Annotated in this window: 18 protein-coding genes; 8 read left to right on the top strand and 10 right to left on the bottom strand. The window is 71.0% G+C overall.

Annotated elements, in window-relative coordinates:
- The first annotated feature begins 1 nt into the window (after nt 1).
- Nucleotides 2-1,108: a DUF3533 domain-containing protein gene (locus U870_RS0102260; protein WP_025155797.1), complete on the top strand. Its 1,107-nt coding sequence runs from the start codon at nt 2-4 to the stop codon at nt 1,106-1,108.
- A 20-nt stretch (nt 1,109-1,128) separates the two neighbouring features.
- A complete protein-coding gene (locus U870_RS23940; RefSeq protein WP_025155796.1) occupies nt 1,129-2,253 on the top strand; it encodes a hypothetical protein in 1,125 nt (374 codons plus the stop codon).
- Nucleotides 2,254-2,344: 91 nt separating this feature from the next.
- Here U870_RS23940 and U870_RS0102250 read toward each other — a convergent pair whose 3' ends face one another.
- The 4 genes from U870_RS0102250 to U870_RS0102240 form a co-directional block, all read right to left on the bottom strand.
- Nucleotides 2,345-2,734, bottom strand: coding sequence for a type II toxin-antitoxin system VapC family toxin (locus tag U870_RS0102250; protein WP_025155795.1), 390 nt, complete (start codon nt 2,732-2,734; stop codon nt 2,345-2,347).
- Nucleotides 2,735-2,738: 4 nt separating this feature from the next.
- Nucleotides 2,739-3,002 carry a type II toxin-antitoxin system Phd/YefM family antitoxin gene (locus tag U870_RS23495; protein WP_081815145.1) on the bottom strand — a complete coding sequence of 88 codons (264 nt, stop codon included), beginning with the start codon at nt 3,000-3,002 and terminating at the stop codon, nt 2,739-2,741.
- A 109-nt stretch (nt 3,003-3,111) separates the two neighbouring features.
- Nucleotides 3,112-3,630, bottom strand: a complete 519-nt coding sequence (locus U870_RS0102245) for a MarR family winged helix-turn-helix transcriptional regulator (protein WP_240183612.1) — start codon at nt 3,628-3,630, stop codon at nt 3,112-3,114.
- A 23-nt stretch (nt 3,631-3,653) separates the two neighbouring features.
- Nucleotides 3,654-5,381, bottom strand: a complete 1,728-nt coding sequence (locus tag U870_RS0102240; RefSeq protein WP_430623514.1) for an MDR family MFS transporter — start codon at nt 5,379-5,381, stop codon at nt 3,654-3,656.
- 96 nt (nt 5,382-5,477) lie between these two features.
- On the opposite strand from U870_RS0102240, the gene U870_RS0102235 reads away from it, so the two are divergent.
- Nucleotides 5,478-6,143: a TetR/AcrR family transcriptional regulator gene (locus U870_RS0102235; RefSeq protein ID WP_052357511.1), complete on the top strand. Its 666-nt coding sequence runs from the start codon at nt 5,478-5,480 to the stop codon at nt 6,141-6,143.
- Nucleotides 6,144-6,224: 81 nt separating this feature from the next.
- On the opposite strand, the gene U870_RS0102230 is transcribed toward U870_RS0102235, so the two are convergent.
- The gene (locus U870_RS0102230; protein ID WP_043709215.1) at nt 6,225-6,803 is read right to left on the bottom strand and encodes a TetR/AcrR family transcriptional regulator; all 579 of its coding nucleotides are present in this window, start codon (nt 6,801-6,803) and stop codon (nt 6,225-6,227) included.
- An 84-nt stretch (nt 6,804-6,887) separates the two neighbouring features.
- Between U870_RS0102230 and U870_RS0102225 the strand changes: the two genes are divergently transcribed.
- Nucleotides 6,888-9,425, top strand: a complete 2,538-nt coding sequence (locus U870_RS0102225; RefSeq protein WP_025155790.1) for an MMPL family transporter — start codon at nt 6,888-6,890, stop codon at nt 9,423-9,425.
- An 81-nt stretch (nt 9,426-9,506) separates the two neighbouring features.
- Entirely contained in the window at nt 9,507-10,406 is a 900-nt protein-coding gene (locus U870_RS0102220; protein ID WP_025155789.1) for a hypothetical protein, read from the top strand.
- Nucleotides 10,407-10,421: 15 nt separating this feature from the next.
- Here the strand turns inward: U870_RS0102220 and U870_RS0102215 are convergent, their stop codons facing one another.
- Nucleotides 10,422-11,045 (bottom strand): helix-turn-helix domain-containing protein, encoded by a 624-nt coding sequence (locus tag U870_RS0102215; RefSeq protein ID WP_025155788.1) that lies wholly within the window; start codon nt 11,043-11,045, stop codon nt 10,422-10,424.
- Between the two features lie 203 nt (nt 11,046-11,248).
- Between U870_RS0102215 and ctaD the strand changes: the two genes are divergently transcribed.
- The 3 genes from ctaD to U870_RS0102200 are packed head-to-tail and all read left to right on the top strand — an operon-like array spanning nt 11,249 to nt 13,880.
- Nucleotides 11,249-12,979, top strand: a complete 1,731-nt coding sequence (ctaD, locus tag U870_RS0102210; protein ID WP_025155787.1) for an aa3-type cytochrome oxidase subunit I — start codon at nt 11,249-11,251, stop codon at nt 12,977-12,979.
- Nucleotides 12,976-13,242, top strand: coding sequence for a hypothetical protein (locus tag U870_RS24205; RefSeq protein WP_025155786.1), 267 nt, complete (start codon nt 12,976-12,978; stop codon nt 13,240-13,242). The genes ctaD and U870_RS24205 overlap by 4 nt, the downstream gene beginning before the upstream one ends.
- Nucleotides 13,239-13,880: a vitamin K epoxide reductase family protein gene (locus tag U870_RS0102200; RefSeq protein WP_052357512.1), complete on the top strand. Its 642-nt coding sequence runs from the start codon at nt 13,239-13,241 to the stop codon at nt 13,878-13,880. The genes U870_RS24205 and U870_RS0102200 overlap by 4 nt, the downstream gene beginning before the upstream one ends.
- Before the next feature lie 12 nt (nt 13,881-13,892).
- Here U870_RS0102200 and U870_RS0102195 read toward each other — a convergent pair whose 3' ends face one another.
- The 4 genes from U870_RS0102195 to U870_RS0102180 all read right to left on the bottom strand — a co-directional run bounded on the left by U870_RS0102195 (nt 13,893) and on the right by U870_RS0102180 (nt 19,910).
- On the bottom strand, nt 13,893-15,668 hold the full coding sequence (locus U870_RS0102195; protein ID WP_025155784.1) for a serine hydrolase domain-containing protein: 1,776 nt from the start codon (nt 15,666-15,668) through the stop codon (nt 13,893-13,895).
- The gene (gene lysA, locus U870_RS0102190) at nt 15,665-16,963 is read right to left on the bottom strand and encodes a diaminopimelate decarboxylase (protein ID WP_025155783.1); all 1,299 of its coding nucleotides are present in this window, start codon (nt 16,961-16,963) and stop codon (nt 15,665-15,667) included. Before lysA ends, U870_RS0102195 begins: the two co-directional genes overlap by 4 nt.
- Before the next feature lie 87 nt (nt 16,964-17,050).
- Nucleotides 17,051-18,526: a xylulokinase gene (locus U870_RS0102185; RefSeq protein WP_025155782.1), complete on the bottom strand. Its 1,476-nt coding sequence runs from the start codon at nt 18,524-18,526 to the stop codon at nt 17,051-17,053.
- A 37-nt stretch (nt 18,527-18,563) separates the two neighbouring features.
- A complete protein-coding gene (locus U870_RS0102180; protein WP_025155781.1) occupies nt 18,564-19,910 on the bottom strand; it encodes an aspartate aminotransferase family protein in 1,347 nt (448 codons plus the stop codon).
- Between the last annotated feature and the right edge of the window lie 10 nt (nt 19,911-19,920).

The following is a 19,920-nucleotide window of genomic DNA, read 5'->3' as shown; positions in this document are numbered from 1 at the left end:
GATGACCTCGAACGTGAGTGCGACGGAACCCGCGCAGCCCCGACCGTCGCGCTTCCGCGACGGCCCCCACCTGCCCGCTCTCGTCGTCACCCTGATCGTCACCGTCGTTGCCGGGCTGTTCGCCGGGACCTACGCCTGGGCGATGGGGGACCCGCAGCCGCACGACGTGCCGATCGGCCTGGTCTCGACGACGCACACGCCGGGCGAGCTGGCGCAGGAGCTGGAGGCGCGCACGGGCACCACCTTCGTCGTGCGTCCCTACGCCACGGAGACCGACGCAGAAGCCGCCATCCGGGAGCAGGTCGTGTACGGCGCCCTCGTCGAACAGCTGAACGGGTCGGTGCGCCTCTACGTCTCCAGCGCGTCGGGCGCCTCGGTGGCCCGGCTGCTGGAGGCCGACGCGCCGCGCCTGGAGCAGTCCATCGGGCAGCCGGTCACCGTGATCGACGCCCACCCGCTCGCCGAGCGGGACCCCAACGGCCTGGTGCTGTTCTACGTGGCCCTCGCCGCGGTGGTGATCGGGTTCGTCGGCGCCATCCAGACCCGCGTCAACGCGGCGCGGCTCACCCTGGCGGGCGAGCTGTTCTGGGACGTCGCGCGGTCCGTCCTCGGCGGTTTCGCCATCGCGTTCACCGTCGGGCCCCTGCTCGATGTGCTGCCCATCCCGTTCTTCGCCGTCTGGGGCGTGCTCGCGCTCACCATGCTGATCGCGGGAGCGACCTACAGCTTCTGGCGCGTGCTGATCGGTGCCCGCTGGGCGATGCTGCCGACCTGGATCATCTTCGTGCTGATCAGCAACCCGTCGTCGGGCGGAGCGGTCGCACCCGAGCTGCTGCCGCCGTTCTACCAGTTCATGGGCCGCTGGCTGCCCACCGGGGCGACCGTGCGCGCGGTGCGCGACCTGACCTACTTCCCGGAGAACCTCCATCTGGAGCCCTACCTCGTCCTCGGCGCGTGGCTGCTCGCCTCGGTCGGTCTCTTCATCGCGGTGCGGCTCTTCCGCTACGGCCCGGGGGCACCCGGAGACATCCTGCACACCTGGCGCAGCATCGCCCGGCGGCGCGGGCGCACGGATGGCGACGCCGGTGCGGAGGCCGTGACCGGGTAGGCCCGCGCTATCGTGGGCGCGTGGACCACTGGGCGGATTCCGGCGCGATCGATCCTCGGCTGCAGCGCTACCGTTCCGACTACCCCGGACGCGTGCCGTGGAGCGAGGTGCGCGCGGAGGATCCCGAGGCGTTCCGCAGCGCCGCCCAGGGCGCTCTGCTCCTACCGCTCGCGATCGCCGCGACGGCGACCTGGACGAGCATCGCATTCGAGGTGCCTGTCGCCGTCCCGCTGCCGCCGTGGATCGACGCTGCTCGCGGGCTGCTGATCGTCGCACTCCTCTTCACGGCGATCCTGCTCTGGATCTTCAGTTGGGCGCTGCTCTCGATGCCCGCCGACACGCGGCGGTCGATCGCGATCCGCCGTTTCGGCGAACGGCACGGTCTCGTCTTCCGGCGGCTGGCGTCAGCGCCCGCCCCGCTGGGCATCCTCTTCGCGGAAGGACCGGGGACCGCACCGCGCCGGAGCAGGCGGGCGGGGGCGGGCGATGTGGGCGAGGCCTCCCGCTTCCGCGCGGAGTTCGCCCTCTCCATCGAGGGGAGCGTCCCGGGCCCGACGGTCCAGATCGCCGTCGCCGCCTACACGGGCGGTAGGAACGATCCGTCGGGACCCCGCAACGCGTTCCGCTTCCTCGCCCTGCGGATGCCGCGCCCCCTCCCCCATCTGATGATCGACTCGCTCCGCAACGGACGGCTGCGCACCCTCCTCCCCGGCGCGCAACGGCTCTCGCTCGAGGGCGACGTCGACCGGCACTTCGCGGTCTACGCCCCGGAGGGATATGAACGGGACGCCCTGCAGTTGCTCACCCCCGACGTGCTCGTGTGCCTGCTCGAGAACGGGCGGCACTGGGACATCGAGGTGGTCGAGGACCGGGTCTTCGTCGCCTCCGCGCGCGCCCGGCGGCGGTTCGACCGCACCGAGATCCCCGCGCTCCTGCGCTTCGCCGAGTTGCTCGGAGCGGAGCTCGGCCACCAGGCGAGCACGTACACGGACCCGCAGGCACGGAACCCCCGCACCCAGGTGGCCGAGGCCGGCCGTCGGCTGCGGCGCCGCTCCGGCGTCTGGACGGCCGCGATCATCGCAGCGGTGGTCGCCGCCATGGTCGCCTTCCCGCACGTGCTCGGCTGGGTGCTCGACAACACCTAGGACGGCGGACGTCTCGCGGGGCCGATTGCTTCAGCCTCGGCCCACGGACCGACCGATGATGCTCACTCGGGCCGATGTGGACTCACAGTCGTCATTCGGGCGCCACGGTGGTCAGTCCGTTCACGTTGGCGGCCTCAGTGAGTCTGTCGTCGTAGCAGACGAACGAGTCGAGTTCGTCCCCGAGCGCGAGTGCGGTCGCAAGATGAATCGCATCCAGGCTGCGAACATGCTCCGGATCGAGTAGGGCGGCTCGATCGCAGATCTCGGTCGATACTGCAACCGTCCCGCACGCACGCAACAGCGTGCGCGCCGTGGCAGTGCGCCCCGGCGAGACCCGTCGAACCGCACGGAGCAATTCGGTGCGGGACAGGTCGGAGGTGATGATCCTCCGGGGCTCAGCGTGGAGCCACTCGAAAAGCGCGGGCGACTCGCGTTCTTCCACGACAAGCTTCACAAGCGCGGACGTGTCGAAATAGTGCATGCGCCTAGTAGCGGTCGTCGCTGCGGTCTTCCGCCAGGGCCTTCGACACGCTCGGTCCTGGAGCCGGATAGATGATCGACTCAGACGGCAGAACCGGTTCGTGAGCCAACCCGGATTCCACCAGGCCCGCCCAGACCGAGCGCGGCAGTGGGGTCAGGCGGGCGACGGGTCGACCTCTGTCTGAGATGACGACCGTCTCACCGGCTGCCACGTCGGCCACGACGGCTGAAGCGTTCTGCTTCAATTCGCGAATCCCCACCGAATGCATGTTCTACAGAGTAGCACAATGGGGCCCCGAGGCCGACCGCGTCTCTCCGAATGAACGCACGTACGCGATCGTCTACCGCGCTGCCATCCTGAGCCGCGCCACGAGGCGGTCAGGACGACGAGAGCCGGGTCGAGTTCAGGCGCGCCAGCAGATCGGCGAGGCGGCCGACGTCGTCGACCCCCCACTTGCGCAGGCTGCGGTAGAGCTGGGCCTGATCGGCCGCACGCGCCTCGTTGATCTTCTCGATCGCGGGCGCCGTCGCGACGAGGAAGCTCGCGCGACGGTCGGACGGATCGACGCGCCGCTCGACGAAGCCCAGATCTTCGAGGATGCGCACCTGTCTGCTGACCACGCTCTTGTCGGTCGAGAGCAGCTCGGCCAGTGCCCCGGCATGCAACGGACCCGTGCGCACCAGTGTGCTGAGCAGGCGGTAGCCCACCGGCTGCAGGTCGGGGTGGACGTGCGCGGCGCGCTCCCGCATCCCTGAGCTCACCTGGTTGAACAGGATCGTGAACTGCTCCTCGACCGCGGCGATCGCGCGGTCGACGCCGTCGCCGGCCGGCGCGGGCCGATCCTGCGCCGAGCGGGCGGCGGCGTCCTCCGCCGTCGCCCGCTCGGTGTTGTCCATGGCCGCGATCATAACCGCTCCGGTCAGCGGTCTTCCTGAACGGGATCCCCGCCCGCCGGACGACCCGATCGGACGGCTCCGACGGATCCCGTCGCCGGGGCCGCGATCATCGCCTCGGCGACCTCGACCAGGTTCTCCTCGGCGGCCTCCACGGCCGATCCGGGGTTGTCCTCCTCCATCAGCTCGACCGCGGTCTTCGTGCCGAGCTTCAGGTTCGGCAGGAACGCGATCGCGATGATCGTGACGATCGCCAGCGGCACGGCCACCAGGAAGACGTCCGCGACGCCCTGCCCGTACACCGACTCGACGATCGCTCGGACCGCCGGCGGCAGCGTGTTGACCTCGGGGAGGGTGCCGCTCTGCAGCAGCTGCGCGATCTCCTGGCCCTGCTTGCCCAGCTTGGCGAGGATCCCCTGCAGCTGCGAGCCGTGCGCGGCCATCCCGTCGGCGACCTTGGTGCCGAGGATGCTGCCCATGACCGAGACGCCGATCGTGCCGCCGAGGCTGCGGAAGAACGCCACGTTCGAGCTGGCGGCGCCGAGCTGCTCGGGTCGCACCGTGTTCTGCACGATGAGCACGAGGTTCTGCATCACCATGCCGACCCCCGCGCCGAGGATGAGCATGTAGACCGAGACGAGCACGTAGTTCGTGTCGTACTTGATCGTGCTCATCAGGAAGAGCCCGATGGTCAGCAGGATCGAGCCCACGACCATGAAGCTCTTCCACTTGCCGAACCGGCTGATCAGGTTGCCGACGATCGTCGACGAGAGCAGCAGACCCAGGATCATCGGCAGTGTGAGCAGTCCGGACTGGGTCGGGGTGGCCCCTCGAGCGACCTGCATGTACTGGCCGAGGAAGACCGAGGTGCCGAACATCGCGACGCCCACCGAGATGGATGCGATCACGGCGAGGGTGAAGGTGCGGTTCTTGAACATCGCCAGCGGGATGATCGGCTCCTTCACGACCAGTTCCGTGATGACCGCGCCGACGAGCAGGGCGATCGATCCACCGACCATCCAGAACGTCTCGGGGCTCCACCAATCGAAGTTGTTGCCGGCCATCGAGATCCAGATGAGGATGAGCGAGATGCCGCCGGCCAGCAGGACCGCGCCGAGGTAGTCGATGCGGACCTTGCGGAACGGGCGCTTCGGGAGGCGCAGTGTGACCTGAAGCAGGATGATCGCGACGATCGCGACCGGCACGCCCACGAAGAAGTTCCAGCGCCAGCCGATGGAGTCGGTGAGCAGGCCGCCGATCAGCGGGCCGCCGACGGTGCCGACCGCCATGATGCCGCCGAAGAGACCCATGTAGCGGCCGCGCTCACGCGGGCTGATGATGTCGGCCATGATGATCTGGCTGAGCGCGGTGAGTCCGCCTGCGCCGAGGCCCTGGACCACGCGGAAGCCGATGAGCATGTTCGTGTCCTGCGAGAAGCCGGCGAGCGCCGAGCCGAGGACGAACAGCACCAGGGCGAGCTGGATGAGGAGCTTGCGATTGAAGAGGTCGGCCAGCTTGCCCCAGATCGGGGTGGAGACCGTGGTGGCGAGCAGCGTGCTCGTGACCACCCAGGTGTAGGCGGTCTGGTCGCCGCCGAGCTCGGAGATGATCCGCGGCATCGAGGTCGAGACGACCGTGCCCGCGAGGATCGAGACGAACATTCCGAGCAGCAGCCCGGAGAGGGATTCGAGCACCTGGCGGTGCGACATCGCCGAAGCGGGTGCTTCGTCCTCCTTGGTGAGAGTTCCTGACATGTGATTCCTTCGCACAATTGGTTGACAGAGAGCAACCATATATAATTAGGTGACCGAAATCAACTAACAAACTGCATTCACGCAAAATTTCCTCTTATGCATGATTTTCCGCACATCCCGCCGGCAGTGTCGCCGGCCCCCGGCCTCCGCGAGCGCAAGAAGGCCCAGACGCGCTCCGACCTGGAGCGCGCGGCCGTCGAGCTGGCCCTCGACCGCGGCCCCGATGACGTCACCGTCGACGACATCTGCGCCCGCGTCCCCGTGTCGCACCGCACCTTCTTCAACTACTTCGACAGCAAAGAGGACGCCCTGTACGGCATCCGCCGGGCGTGGGGGGACCGGGAGCTCGTCGCCGCGCATCTCGAGGAGGCTTACGAGGGCGACCTCGTCCCCGCGGTGGTGCACACACTCTTCCGCGGACTGCCCGTCGAGACCAGCGATCCGTCGCTGCACGAGGCGCGGATGCTGCTGGCCGCCCGCGATCCCGGCGTCGTGTACCGCCGCCTCCGGCGCCTGGGTGATCTGCGCGAGGGGCTGATCGGCGCGGTCGGCGAGCTGATCGAACGCGCGGAGGAGGCGGGCGCGGCGATCGCCGACCCGGACGTCGACCGGGAGTCGCGCGCCGAGATGCTCGTCGTCGTGTGCATCGGAGCCGTGCGCATCGCCGTCCGCGAGTGGGCGGACGCCGGCGCGGTCGGGACGGCGGACCAGGTCGCCGCCCGCACGGTCACGATCGTGCGCTCGATGGCGACGGTGCTCTAACTCCCGCACCCCAGCCATTTGTCAGGACACGCCGTCAGCGCGACGGGTCGCGCGGCGTGTCCTGACAGATCGTTCGGGGTGTCAGCGCAGGGCGGGGCCGTCGAGGACGACGGCGATGAGCCGCTCCGCGGAGGCGTCGTCGGTCTCGACCCGGGCCAGCGCGCGCAGGATGATCGCCCCGACGAGCACCTCGCCGAACTCGGACATCGGGACAGAGGCGGCCAGCTGTCCCGCCGCGACCGCCGACTCCAGGCGCGCCGAGAGGGCGGAGCCCGCGCCGAGCTTGTCGCGGATGCGGCGGGTGACCTCGGCGTTCTCGGCGGCAGCCGCTGCGAACGAGCGGATCAGGTCCTCCCCCTCCGACTGCTGCAGCACGCGGAAGACATCGTGCAACCAGGAGACCAGGTCGGCGCGCAGGTCGCCGGTGTCCGGCGGGATGAGCGGGTCGGGCATGAGCACGCCCTCGACCAGGCAGTCGACCACGAGCTCGCTCTTCGATCCCCACCAGCGGTAGATGGTCTGCTTGCCGACCCCCGCCTCGGCGGCCACGCCCTCGATGGTCAGATGGTCGTAGCCGCGGGTCGCGAAGAGCCGAGCGGTCGCCTCCAGGATGGCGACGCGCGCCTCCTCGCTGCGCGAGCGTCCACTGCGGCCCGTCATCCTCACATCCTATGTTCATCTTTCGAAACGAGACGGTGCGTATCATCGAACGGTCGGCGCCCGGACGTCGCAGGAGAGGATGAGATGGCCGAGTTGCTGTACCGCCTGGGCAAGGGATCCGCCAAGCGGGCCTGGGTCGTCATCGGAGCGTGGATCGTGGTGCTCGCCATCGCGGGTGCCGGGTTCCTCATCGGCTACAAGGGCCTCAGTTCGAGCTTCGACATCCCGGGCACCGCCTCCGGCGCGGTCACCGACGAACTGGCGAAGAAGCTGCCGAAGTTCAGCGGCGCCTCCGGCACCGTCGTGCTCACGACGAAGGACGGTTCGGCCTTCACGGAGGCGCAGAAGTCGGCCATCGCCGACCGCATCGCGTCGACGAAGAGCCTGCCCGACGTCTCCGGGGTGACCGATCCGTTCGCGACAGAGCAACAGCGCGCCGAGCAGGAGCAGAAGCTCACCGACGGCCGGGCCCAGATCGTCTCCGCGTCCGCGCAGCTGGACGCCGGTCAGGCCCAGCTCGACGCCGGTACTGCACAGCTGGCCGCCGCTCAGCAGCAGCTCGACGCCGGCAAGGCGCAGCTCGTCGCCGCCGGGCAGCCCACGACCGCGCTCGACGCCCAGCAGGCGCAGCTCGACACGGGGAAGGCGCAGCTCGCCGCACAGCAGCAGAAGCTCACCGAGGGCCGCGCCGAGCTCACGACGCAGACGGCGAAGCTCGACCAGGGCACCGAACTCCTCGACCTTGCGAAGAACATCCGCCTGGTCTCGTCCGACGGTTCCGTGGCACTCGTGAGCATCGCGTTCGACAAGCCCCGGCTCGAGCTGCCCGAGGCGTCGAAGGAGGCCGTGATCGAGCACTTCGAGAAGGCTCCGGTCGAGGGCGTCACGGCCGACTTCTCCACCGAGCTCGCCCAGGGCGTCCCCGAGATCCTCGGCGTCGGCGAGCTGGTCGGCGTGATCATCGCCGCCATCGTGCTGCTCGTCATGCTCGGCTCGGTCATCGCCGCTGCTCTGCCGCTGGTCACGGCCATCCTGGGCGTCGCCATCTCCGCGGTCGGCACCCTCGCCTTCTCCGGCGTCGTGCAGATGGCCTCGGTCACGCCCGTGCTCGGGGTGATGCTCGGGCTGGCCGTCGGCATCGATTACGCCCTGTTCATCATCAACCGGCACCGCAAGCAGCTGCTGCAGGGAGCGGAGGTGCGGGAGTCGATCGGCCTCGCGACCGGGACCGCCGGCAACGCGGTCGTCTTCGCCGGGGCGACCGTCGTCATCGCCCTGCTCGCCCTCAACGTCACCGGCATCCCCTTCCTCGGGTTGATGGGCACCGCCGGCGCGATCGCCGTCGCCGTCTCGGTGCTGATCGCGATCACCCTGACGCCCGCTCTGCTCGGACTGGTCGGCGCCCGCGTGCTCACCAAGCGGGCCCGGGCCCGGGCCGAGGCCCGCGAACACCGGACGGCCACGCCGGTGCGCCCGATGAAGACCTGGCGCGCGATCGTGACCGTCGTCGGTGCCGTCGTCGCGCTGCTCGTGATCGCCGCCCCCGTGCTCACCATGCGCGTCGGTCTGCCTGACGGCGCCCAGGAGCCGGCCGGCTCCACCACCGCCCGCGCCTACCAGGTGACCGAGGACGCGTTCGGGGCCGGTGCCAACGGCACCCTGCTCGTGTCGGCCACGCTGCCCGCCGGCCTCGACGACGACCAGATCACCACGACCCAGCTGACGATCGCGAAGACGCTCGCCGCCCAGTCCGACGTCGCCGCGGTCGCCCCCATCGCCGTCTCGGACGACCACCGGCTCACCGCGTTCCAGGTCGTGCCGAAGGAGGGGCCGAGCAGCGCGTCCACCGAGCAGCTGGTGCGCGACCTGCGCGAGCTGCCCGCCATCGGCGAGGGCATCACGCTCGGCGTCGCCGGGCAGGCGGCCAGCAACATCGACATCTCGGAGAAGATCGTCGGCATCCTGCCGCTCTACCTCGCGGTGGTCGTCGGGCTGTCGCTGATCATCATGATCGTCGTGTTCCGCTCGTTCGTGGTTCCGCTCATCGCGACGGGAGGCTTCGTGCTGTCGCTCTTCGCGACCTACGGCGCGATCGTGGCCGTCTTCCAGTGGGGCTGGTTCGGGGCGCTGTTCGGCATCCACACCACCGGACCCATCCTGAGCTTCCTGCCGGTCATCCTGGTCGGCATCCTGTTCGGGCTGGCGATGGACTACCAGCTCTTCCTCTCCACCGGGATGCGGGAGGCGTACGTCCACGGGTCGCCCGCGCGGCTGGCCGTCGCCCAGGGGTTCCGTGCCGGCCGCTCGGTGGTGATCGCGGCCGGGATCATCATGGTGTCGGTGTTCGGCGGCTTCATCTTCTCGGACTCGACCATCATCCGTTCGCTCGGCTTCGGCCTCGCGTTCGGCGTGCTGCTCGACGCGTTCGTGGTGCGCATGCTGCTCATGCCCGCGCTCATGCATCTGGTGGGCCGCGGTGCCTGGTGGATGCCCCGCTGGCTCGACCGCATCCTGCCGAACGTCGACGTCGAGGGCGCGAACCTGGAACGCCACCACCACCTCGACGGCACTCCCGTCGACGAGACGCGGACGCCGGCTCGGGAGCCCGCCCCCACCGCCTGACCCTGCCGATGTGGACCACATGTGCGGACAACGCGCAGCACAGTCGACATGTGGTCCACATCGCGCGGGGGAGAATGGGGTGTGCACAATCTCGGTCTCCTCTTCGACGTCGACGGTCCGCTCGCCAGCCCTGTCACCCGCACCATCAATGTGCGCAGCATCGTGACGGACCTCGTCGCCATCGCGGCGGCGGGGGTTCCGATCGCCTTCATCACCGGGCGCTCGGGCGACTTCATCCGTAACCAGGTGGTCGCCCCGCTCCGCGATGCGGGACTCGGGGAGGCGCTCGACCAGCACGGCGCGCGGATGTTCGGCGTCTTCGAGAAGGGCGGCGCGTGGGCGGCGATCACGGGTGCCGGGATGGGCGAGGTGACGGTGGACGAGTCCGTCGCGTTCCCTCCCGCGGCGGTGGACGCCGTGCGGACGCTCGTGCGCGACCGGTTCGCCGACACCATGTTCTTCGACGAGACGAAGCGCGCGATGATCTCGGTCGAGCAGCGCACGGATGTGGACGCCGAGACCTATGCGGAGGCGCAGCCCCGCTTCCAGGACGCCGTGTTCGATCTGCTCACCGGGAACGGGCTCGGGGTCGGCCTGCGCTACGGCGACCGATCGACGCCCGACGCCCGCGGCGAGGTCCCCTTCCGCATCGACCCCACGATCATCTCGACCGACATCGAATCGGTGCTGCTCGACAAGGACCGCGGGGCGCAGCGCGCGTTCGAGTACTTCGCCGAGCGCGGCCCGCTGCCGCAGCGCTGGCGGTCGGTCGGCGACTCCCGCAGCGACTACAAGATGGCCGACTTCGTGCACGACGCCGGCTTCGAGGTGGCGCACGTGGACGTGCGGCCGGCGGACGGCATCCTGCAGCGGCCCTACGAGGTGATCACCATCGGTGATGCGATCCACGACGACGCCGGAGCCGAGTTCCTCGCCCACTGGCGACGCGAGCTCGGGCTGGGCGAGCCCGCCGGGGACTGACCGCCTCGGCTCGGCTCAGGCGGCGTCCGAGCGCGGAGCCAGCCGGAGCACGCAGGTGCGTGCGTCACCGGTGGGTGTGATGCCGGTCACATCGAGCGGTCCCTCGACCCGCGCGAGAACGCTGCAGACCACGGTCCGGTCCACCGAGCAGAGCGAGCCGTCGAGTTCCGTCCGCAGCTCGCCGAAGGGGCACGAGAGCCGGATCTCGAGGGCGGCTCGGTCCACGCGAGGGTCGAACCCGCACCGGTCGAGGTAGTCCTCGACGACGTCGAGCTGTGCGTCGGCAGCGCTCCCGCGCTCTGCAGTGGGGTCGGGGAAGGTCTGCCGATAGGCGCGGCCCAGCGCGATCGCGCGCGTGGTCTGACGGCGGGCACTCTCGCTCGCGCCGTCCAGGCCACGCGCGGCGGAGTAGAGCACCTGCGGACGGCCGCGGACGGTGCGGTGCTCGGAGGCCCGGACGACGAGACCGTCGGCGATGAGGCGCTCGAGGTGCTCGCGGACGGTGTTGTGGTGCAGGTGCAGGCTCTCCGCCAGCCGCGGCGCGGTCTGCGGGCTCTCGCGCTGCAGCCGCGCGAGGAGACGGAGGCGCGGTGCGGACAGCAGCGTGCGCCGGATGCCGGTCGTCTCCCGCCGAGTCATGCCTGCGCCCTCCCTCCCGCCTCGCGGATCGAGGCGTTCTTCTACGCATTGTAGAAGGCTCGTCGAGCGGGCCACAACCGCGCGGTTATTTCCGGGATTCCGGCGGGCACGGCCGAGCGGCGGCGGTCCAGACTCGTCCCGGCGAGCGCCTGCCACGGCGTTCCGACCGGGCCGGCGACGGCCGCCGAAGGAGAGACGAACCGATGACCGCGACCGTCGACGACAGCCCGCAGCAGCGCCCGGTGACCCGGCCGGAACCGGCGCCTCGGCCCGCACGACCGACCAGCAAGGGCAGCATGGTGGTCAGCTGGATCACCTCCACCGATCACAAGACGATCGGCTACATGTACATGGTCGCGTCGGGCGTCTTCTTCGCCATCGGCGGCATCATGGCCCTGCTCATCCGGGCCCAGCTGATGGAGCCGGGGCTGCACATCCTGTCGGGCGAGCAGTACAACCAGATGTTCACCATGCACGGCACGATCATGCTGCTGCTCTACGCGATGCCGTTCTTCACCGGGGCCGCCAACGTCATCATCCCGCTCCAGCTCGGTGCGCCCGATGTGGCGTTCCCGCGCCTGAACGCGTTCTCGTTCTGGTGCTTCATCATGGGCGGTCTGATCGCCGCGGGCGGCCTGCTCACCCCGCAGGGCGCGGCGGACTTCGGCTGGTTCGCGTATCAGCCGCTGGCCTCCGACACCTTCTCCCCCGGTCTCGGCAACACCCTGTGGTTCGCCGGGGCGATCCTGCTCGGCTTCGCGACGATCTTCTCGTCGGTCAACTTCGTCACCACCATCATGACCATGCGCGCGCCCGGCATGACCATGTTCCGGATGTCGATCTTCACCTGGAACACACTGATCACCTCGATCCTCGCCCTCATGGCGTTCCCCGTCCTCGCGGCGGCGCTCGTCGCCGCGATGGCGGACCGTGTCTTCGGCGCGCACATCTTCGACGCGGCGAACGGCGGGGCACTCCTCTGGCAGCACCTGTTCTGGTTCTGGGGCCACCCCGAGGTGTACGTGATCGTGCTGCCGTTCTTCGGCATCGTGTCCGAGGTGTTCCCGGTGTTCAGCCGCAAGCCGATCTTCGGCTACAAGACGCTGGTCTACGCCACCGTCGCGATCGCCGCCCTGTCGATCACGGTGTGGGCGCACCACATGTACGTCACCGGCAGCGTGCTGCTGCCCTGGTTCTCGCTGATGACCATGCTGATCGCGGTGCCCACAGGGGTGAAGATCTTCAACTGGATCGGCACCATGTGGCGCGGGTCGCTCACGTTCGAATCGCCCATGCTCTTCGCCATCGGCTTCCTGATCAACTTCACCTTCGGCGGCCTGACCGGTGTCATCCTCGCGTCGCCGCCCCTGGACTTCCACGTCTCCGACACGTACTTCGTGGTGGCGCACTTCCACTACGTGCTGATCGGCGCGGTCATCTTCGCCACGTTCTCGGGCCTGTACTACTGGTGGCCGAAGTGGACGGGCCGGATGCTGAACGAGACGCTCGCGAAGTGGAACTTCTGGCTGCTGTTCATCGGCTTCCACATGACGTTCCTCATCCAGCATTGGCTCGGGGTCATCGGGATGCCGCGCCGCTACGCGACCTACCTGCCCCAGGACGGCTTCACCTGGATGAACCAGCTCTCGACCGTCGGCTCCGCGGTGATGGCGGCCTCGATGATCCCGCTGCTGCTGAACATCTACCTGACCTGGCGGCGTGCGCCGAAGGTGACCGTCGACGACCCGTGGGGCACCGGACGGTCCCTGGAGTGGGCGACGAGCTGCCCGCCTCCGCGCCACAACTTCACGTCCATCCCGCGCATCCGCTCCGAATCGCCCGCGTTCGACCTGCACCACGGACCGGCAGCCGACCTGCCGCCGCTGGTGACCGCGGGTGCGTCGACGGAGACGGCGAGCGAGGTGGAGCGATGAGCCACGCCGACCGGCACGCCACCGCCATGACGGTCGAGGAGGCCGCGCTCATCCGCCTCCACGCCCGCCGGGGCAGCCTGGATTTGGCTCTGCCGGACATCGGCGACATCGTGCGCGACGCGGAGCGCACTTGCGCCCGCGCCGAGCTCTGGGGCCGCACCCCCGACGCACGACGCCGGTCGGCCGCGGGCGCGGTGGCGATCGCGGCGACGACCGTGCTCCTGGTCGGCGTCTGCATGCTCCCGTGGCCGGGGTGGTCATGACCGGCGCAGACGTGACCGCCTCCGATGAGACCACCCCCGTCGGGCTCGCCCGACGCCCGCGCCTGCTCGCGATCTGGCTGATCGTCGCGGGGGCGATCGGGCTGGCCGCCGCCTTTCTGCTGACGATCGACAAGCTCGACATGCTGCGCGACCCGAACGCGCAGCTGACCTGCAGTTTCAACGTCTTGATCGGTTGCGCCACGAACCTCGCCTCCTGGCAGGGCTCGCTGCTCGGGTTCCCGAACCCATTGCTCGGCCTGATCGGCTGGACGGCGACGATCGCGGCGGGGGTGGCCATCCTGGCGAGCCGGGGCGGCCTCGCCCGGTGGTTCTGGATCGCGTTCAACGTCGGCGTGGTGCTCGCCCTCGCGCTGGTCGTGTTCCTCATCACGGCGTCGTTGACCGCGCTGCACATCCTGTGCCCGTGGTGCATGGTCACCTGGGCAGTGACCATCCCGACGTTCTGGGCGGTCACGCTCTACAACCTGAAGACCGGCCACATACCGCTTCCGACGCGGAGCCGCCGGATCGCCGCGATGCTCTACGGCTGGGTGCCGGTGATCACGGTGGCGAGCTACGCGATCGTCGCCGTGCTGGCCCAGGTGCAGCTCGATTGGATCCACCGGGCATTCGTCTGACGCACCCCGCCGTCAGGGCGTGAAAGAGCGGGAGTAGCGACAGCCGTCCCGGTCGAGCCAGACGTTGTGGCCATCGACGACCGGCCCGAATCGCAGCGATTCGGGAGCGGCCGGATCCGCTCCGATGCGGAAGAGACCGCCGCCGAGCGGGACCAGCGGCTGGTCCTCGGCGGGCGCCTCCGCGCCGCGCGGGGCGATCAGCACCAGGCCGCCGCCTCGGCGGACGATGCGCAGGTGCGGGTACCACGGGGTGTAGGCGCGGTAGTGGCCGGGCGCCGACCGCAGAAGGGCCGGATCGACGACGTCGACCGGGTCGCCGTCGACCCGTTCGGGGCCGACGGCGGTGATCGCGCCCCCGGTCTCCGCGCTCTGCCGGGCGAACACGTCGGCGCCCCAGGTCCAGGCCGCGCCATCGAACACCAACGCGAACCGGCGCAGGGCCGCGACGGCGGTGACGCAGCGCTCGGACCAGGTCCAGCACAACGGTGCGGTCTCGCCCGCGAAGACCACGTCGTACCCGGTGGCGGAGGCGCGGATCTGGAGGATGCATCCGTCGGCCCGGGCGAACACGCCGACCGCGGCGGCGGACAGCGTGGGAGGCCGCACGCTGAGGTGGCCCGCGATCCCGGCCGTCCCGTGGGGCCCGGGCGCCTCCGGTGCCGGGAGGGACCAGTGCGCCGGGTCCAGGGCGACGTCCGCACGCGGCGCCTCCCCGCGATCCCGCCCGTCGAACACCGCCGCCACGGACCGGGCGATCGCCTCCGCGACCGGGCTGTCGCCGTCGGCATTGGTCAGCACGACGACGGCACGCCCGGCGGCGGGATCGGCGAGGAGGAACGACGCGAAGCCGACCATCCCCCCGCCGTGGCTCAGGACGCGCCCGTGCGCGCCCTGCTCGACGTTGATCCCGAGGCCGTAGCGGCTCCACGTCGGGCCCGGCCGGCCCGGGACGACGAGCACGTCCTCGCCGGCCGGGGCGAGCAGTCCGGTCATCGCCGCGAACGAGGCCGTGTCGAGCACCTCGCCCGCGTCCCCCGCGCCACCACGGAGCAGCACACGCGCGAATGCTGCGAGGTCGGCGGCGGTGGCGGCGATGGCCCCGTCGCTGCCGGCCGTCTCCACGAGCGGCGCGGCCACGAGCGGGTCGCCCGGCCGGGCGGGGAGGTCCTCGCTCCGCGGCTGGTGTCCGGTCGCGAGCCGCTCGGCGTCCGCCGCGGTGATGACCGGGATCGCATCCGGCATTCCGGCCGGGGCGAAGACCCGCTCCCGCACGAGCTCGGCGAGCGGGCGCCCGTTCACCGTGGCTGCGGCCAGACCGAGCAGGAGGAAGCCGACGTTCGAGTAGTGGAAGCGCCCGCCTGGCGCGATCCCCCGCTCCCCCGGCACGTAGCCGGCGATCTGGGCGGCCTCGTCGGGCAGGGCGTCGACGCTCCCGACCAGGCCTGCGGTGTGGTTCAGGAGGCGGCGCAGGGTGATGCCGGGATCGTGCAGCGCCGCCGGGATCCACGGAAGGACGCTCACGATCGACTGGTCCAGGGAGAGCAGCCCGTCGCGCACGCTCTGCAGCACGACGATCGCCGTGACGGCCTTGCTGATCGAGCCGATCTCGAGCAGGTGGTCGGCGCGCAGCGGCTCGCCCCGCGCCAGGTCGGCCAGGCCGCCCACCCGCTCCCAGAGGACGCCGTCCCGATCCGTGACCGCCACGGTGACGCCCGGCACGGCCCAGTTCGCGGCGAGGGTGTCGACCAGCGCGGCGGCGGCCGCCTCGACCTCGGGCTCGACGCTCACCGCCGCGCCTCCCCCGCCGGCTCGGCCAGCAGCTGCTCCCGGCGCAGCAGGTCGTCGAACGTCTCGCGGCGCACCGCGAGCCGCGACCGGCCCTCGTCGCAGAAGACGACCGGCGGACGCAGCGCCGTGTTGTAGTTGTTGGACATCGTGTAGCAGTAGGCCCCGGTGACGGGGACGGTCACGAGATCGCCGACCCGCGGGGACACCACGCGGGCGTCGTGGGCGAGGAAGTCGCCCGACTCGCAGTGCCGGCCGACGACGTCCACCCGCTCCGCCGGGCCGGAGCGGTCGATGACGGACGGGGTGAACGCCTGGCCGTAGAGCGAGACCTCGAGGTTGTCGCCCATCCCGCCGTCGACGGCGGCGTGCACGCGCTCGCCCCGTTTGACGGTGACGACCCGATAGGCGGTGACGCCGTTCCGGGCGACCATCGAGCGGCCGGGCTCGACGAGAAGCTCGACATCGGCTCCGAGGTGCTTGTGCACGGCGGCGACCACCCGTTCGGCGTATTCCTCGACCGAGGGGGCGACGTCCCCGGGCACGTAGCGCACCCCGAGCCCGCCGCCGAGGTCGTAGACGCCGAAGCGCTCGAAGGCCGCCAGCGCCTCCACCTCCGCCTCGAACTGCTCGAGGTCGAGGAGCTGCGAGCCGACGTGCGCGTGCAGTCCGCGCAGGTCGAGCATCGGCTCGCGCCGGATCGTGGCGATGACATCGGCGACCTGAGCCGGGGGGATGCCGAACTTGGACGCGTCGTGCCCGGTCATCATCGCGGCGTGGGTGTGCGCCTCCAGCGACGGGCTCACGCGGAGGAGGACCGGCACCGGCTCGGTGGCGAGGCGGGCGATGCGCTCCACGTCATCGAGGTTGTCCACGACGATGTAGCGCACCCGCGCGTCGATGGCGGTGCGGATGTCGTCGTCGGTCTTGGCGTTCCCATGGAACACCGCCCGTGCGGGATCGGCCCCCGCGGCGATGGCGAGCCGCAGCTCGCCGGCCGCCGCCGTGTCGGTGCCGCAGCCCTCCTCCGCGACGACGCCGATGACCGAGGCGGAGGGGAAGCTCTTGGAGGCGAACAGGACGAGCGAGCGCGGGTGACGCTCCTGGAAGGCCCGGACGTAGCGGCGGGCCTGCCGGCGCAGCGCCCCCTCGTCGATCAGGTACGCCGGAGTGCCGTACCGCTCGGCGAGGTCGGCGACGGCGCAGCCGCCGATGAGCAGCCGGCCGTCCGGGTCGAGCCGCGTGGCCTCGGGGTAGAGGGAGAGGTCGATGTCCGCGGGAGTCAGGGTGTCGCTCATGGTCTCTTCCAGATCGGTGCGGGTCGGTGCGATGCGGGTTGGTGTGAGGCGCGGCGGTGTGAGGCGGGGCGGCGGGTCCGGACCCGTTCAGTCGTGGCGGGCACGCTGTGCGAGCCGGGCGCGCTCGTGCCGGTCGTAGCGGTCGGCCCACGCGTCGGCGGCACGCGGGTCGGGACGGACGGCGACGAAGCCGTCGTGCAGTGACGGACGGGCGGCCTCGACCGCGACGTCGGGCCAACCGAGCGCGGTCCGGCCGGCGAGCAGGGCCGCGCCGAGCGCGGAGTGGTCCTGCTCGCCCGGATCGTGCAGCACCATGCGGCCGCTGGCGTCGGCCAGTGCTTGCCGGAACGCCCGGGAGGCGCCGCCGCGTCCGCTGATGACGACCGGACCGGCACCGTCGACCTCGGCGAGCGCGGCGAGGCAGCGCGTCGACTCGACGACGATCCCCGCAAGTAGCCCGCGGGCGAGGTCGCCGCGGGTGGTGCGCAGCGTGACACCGTCGATCGCCCCACGGAGGCCCGGATCCCAGAGCGCGCCCTGTTCGCCGGGCGAGAGATACGGGAGCACGAGCGGGGAATCCGTCAGATCGCCCTCCTCGGCGAGCGCGACGATCCCGGCCGCCCCGCCGTCGATGCCGAGGAGGCCGGCGAGCCAGGCGAGCGCGGAGCCGGTGGCCATCAGGTCCATCTCGAGCCCGAAGCCGCCGTCGGCCATCGGAGTGACCAGGTAGCGGCCGAGCGGGTCGGGGTCGGGCGACGCCGACCAGCCGAGGATCACCGTGCTGGTCCCGGCGACGTACGCCACGGCGCCCGGGGAGCGGACCCCGAGACCGTAGGCGCCGAGGACGGAGTCCGCCGCCCCGAGCACGACGGGGATGCCGGGGCGGCAGCGCCAGAGGTCGGCCGCCTCGGGGAGCAGGGGTGCGCTGGAGCCGGAGGGGGCGATCGGCGGCAGCCGGGCGGCGTCCACGCCGGCCGCCGCGAGGATGGACGCGTTCCACGTGCCGCCGCGGAGCGCGTAGGCCCCGTATCCGGCGGCCGTGCTCGGATCCGTGAGGACCCGCGCCGTGAGGGAGGCGAACACATAGTCCTTGGCACCCGCGACCGTGGTGTCGCCGTGGGCTCCCGCGCGCGCGAGCCGCGCGTGCATGGGCAGCAGGTACCGGCCGTCGAGCCGCTGACCGGTGGTCCGGTAGACGACGGCCTCCCCGGCGGCCGCGACGATGCGCCGGGCCTCCGGGTCGGCCCGGCCGTCCTCCCACGTGATGGCGGGCGCGACCGGCCGGCCGGCCGGATCGAGCTCGACCAGGGTGGGGAGCATCGCCGAGAGGGCGAGCGCTCCCCACCGACCGGGATCGGTCTGCGCGGCGAGGTCGGCGAGCACGCGGTCGCGGGCGCGGATCCAGTCGGCCGGATCCTGCTCGGCCGCGTCGGGCGCGGGTCGCCGGGTCTCGTACCCGGCGGCCGCGCGCGCGATCACGGAGCCGTCGGGGGTCACCGCGACCGCCTTGGCCCCGCTGGTGCCGAAGTCGAGTCCGATGGCCACATCGCCCTGGTCTGTCACTCGCGTCCCTCCGCGGTCGTGTGCACCTCCGCCCACTCTAGAACTCGCGGGCGACGACGCTCAGGGCGTCCTCCGCGGCGTTCAGCGTGGCATCGATGTCCTCGTCGGTGTGCACCAGCGACACGAAGAGGTTCTCGAACTGGAGGGGGTGGAAGAGCACACCGCGCACGACCATCTCCTCGTACCAGCGCGTGAACACGTCCTCGCGTGCGTGCGCCGCCGCCTCCCGCCAGTTGCGGATCGGCTGGTCGGCGAACCAGAGCTGGAACACCGTGCCGATCCCCTCGACGTAGGCGTCGATGCCCTTGGCGGTCGCGATCTCCTCCAGGCCGCGGGCGAGCCGGTTGCCGAGCGCGCGCTGGCGCTCGTAGAGGCCGGGCTCGGCGAGCACGTCCATCGTCGCCGACACCGCGGCGCACTGGATCACGTTGGCGTTGTAGGTTCCCGAGTGCGAGTAGGTGCCGTCGGCGATGAGGTGCATGGCCTCGGTGGTCCCGCCGATCGCGGCGACCGGGAAGCCGCCTCCGATGCCCTTGGCGAAGGTCACCAGGTCGGCGTGGACGCCGAACCACTCCTGCGCGCCACCGCGGGCGAACCGGAAGCCGGTGATCACCTCGTCGAAGATCAGCAGTGCGCCGTGCTTCGTCGTCTGCTCGCGCAGCAGTTCGAGGTAGCCGGGCTCGGGGAGGATGCAGCCGGTGTTGAAGACCGCCGGCTCGGTGAGCACGGCCGCCACCTCGTGGCCGCGGGTCTCCATCAGGGCGATGAAGCTCTCCGGGTCGTTCCAGTTGAGCACGACGAGCGTGTCCTGGAGCTCGGCCGGGACGCCACCGCCCATGGCGACGGGCCGGGGGTGGTCGATCGGCCCGGCGAGCTGTGGGTCGACGTGGTTGGACCAGTACACGGTGTCCTGCCAGCCGTGGTAGTGCCCCTCGAACCGCACGATCAGGCGTCGTCCGGTCGTGGCGCGGGCGAGACGGACCGCGGTGCCCACCGCCTCCGAGCCCGAGTTGGTGAAGCGGACCTGATCGATGCCGGGGACGGCGGCGACGACCTTCTCGGCCGCCTCGATCTCCAGCTCGTAGGGCAGGCCGAAGCAGGTGCCGAGATCGGCGATCGCGTCGGTGACCGCCTGCGTGACCTGCGGGTGCCGGTGGCCGAGGATCATCGGCCCGAGCCCCAGCAGGTAGTCGATGTACTCGTTGCCGTCGACGTCGCGCAGCCGGGAACCGCTCCCCTCGGCCATGAACAGCGGGTACGGGTTCCAGCCGTTCCTGGGGAGGCGGGCGGTGCTGCCCGCGCCCCCGGGGATGGTGATCTTCGCCCGCTCGAAGAGAGCTTTCGTCGCGACGGTGCGCTCGGCGTATGCCGTTGTGAACGTCATCTTCGCCCTT

It is taken from the genome of Leifsonia aquatica H1aii, from assembly GCF_000633535.1.
Classification (GTDB): Bacteria; Actinomycetota; Actinomycetes; order Actinomycetales; family Microbacteriaceae; genus Leifsonia; species Leifsonia aquatica_A.
Note: the sequence above shows the minus strand (reverse complement) of the source record. Positions and strands in the feature narration are given on the sequence as shown.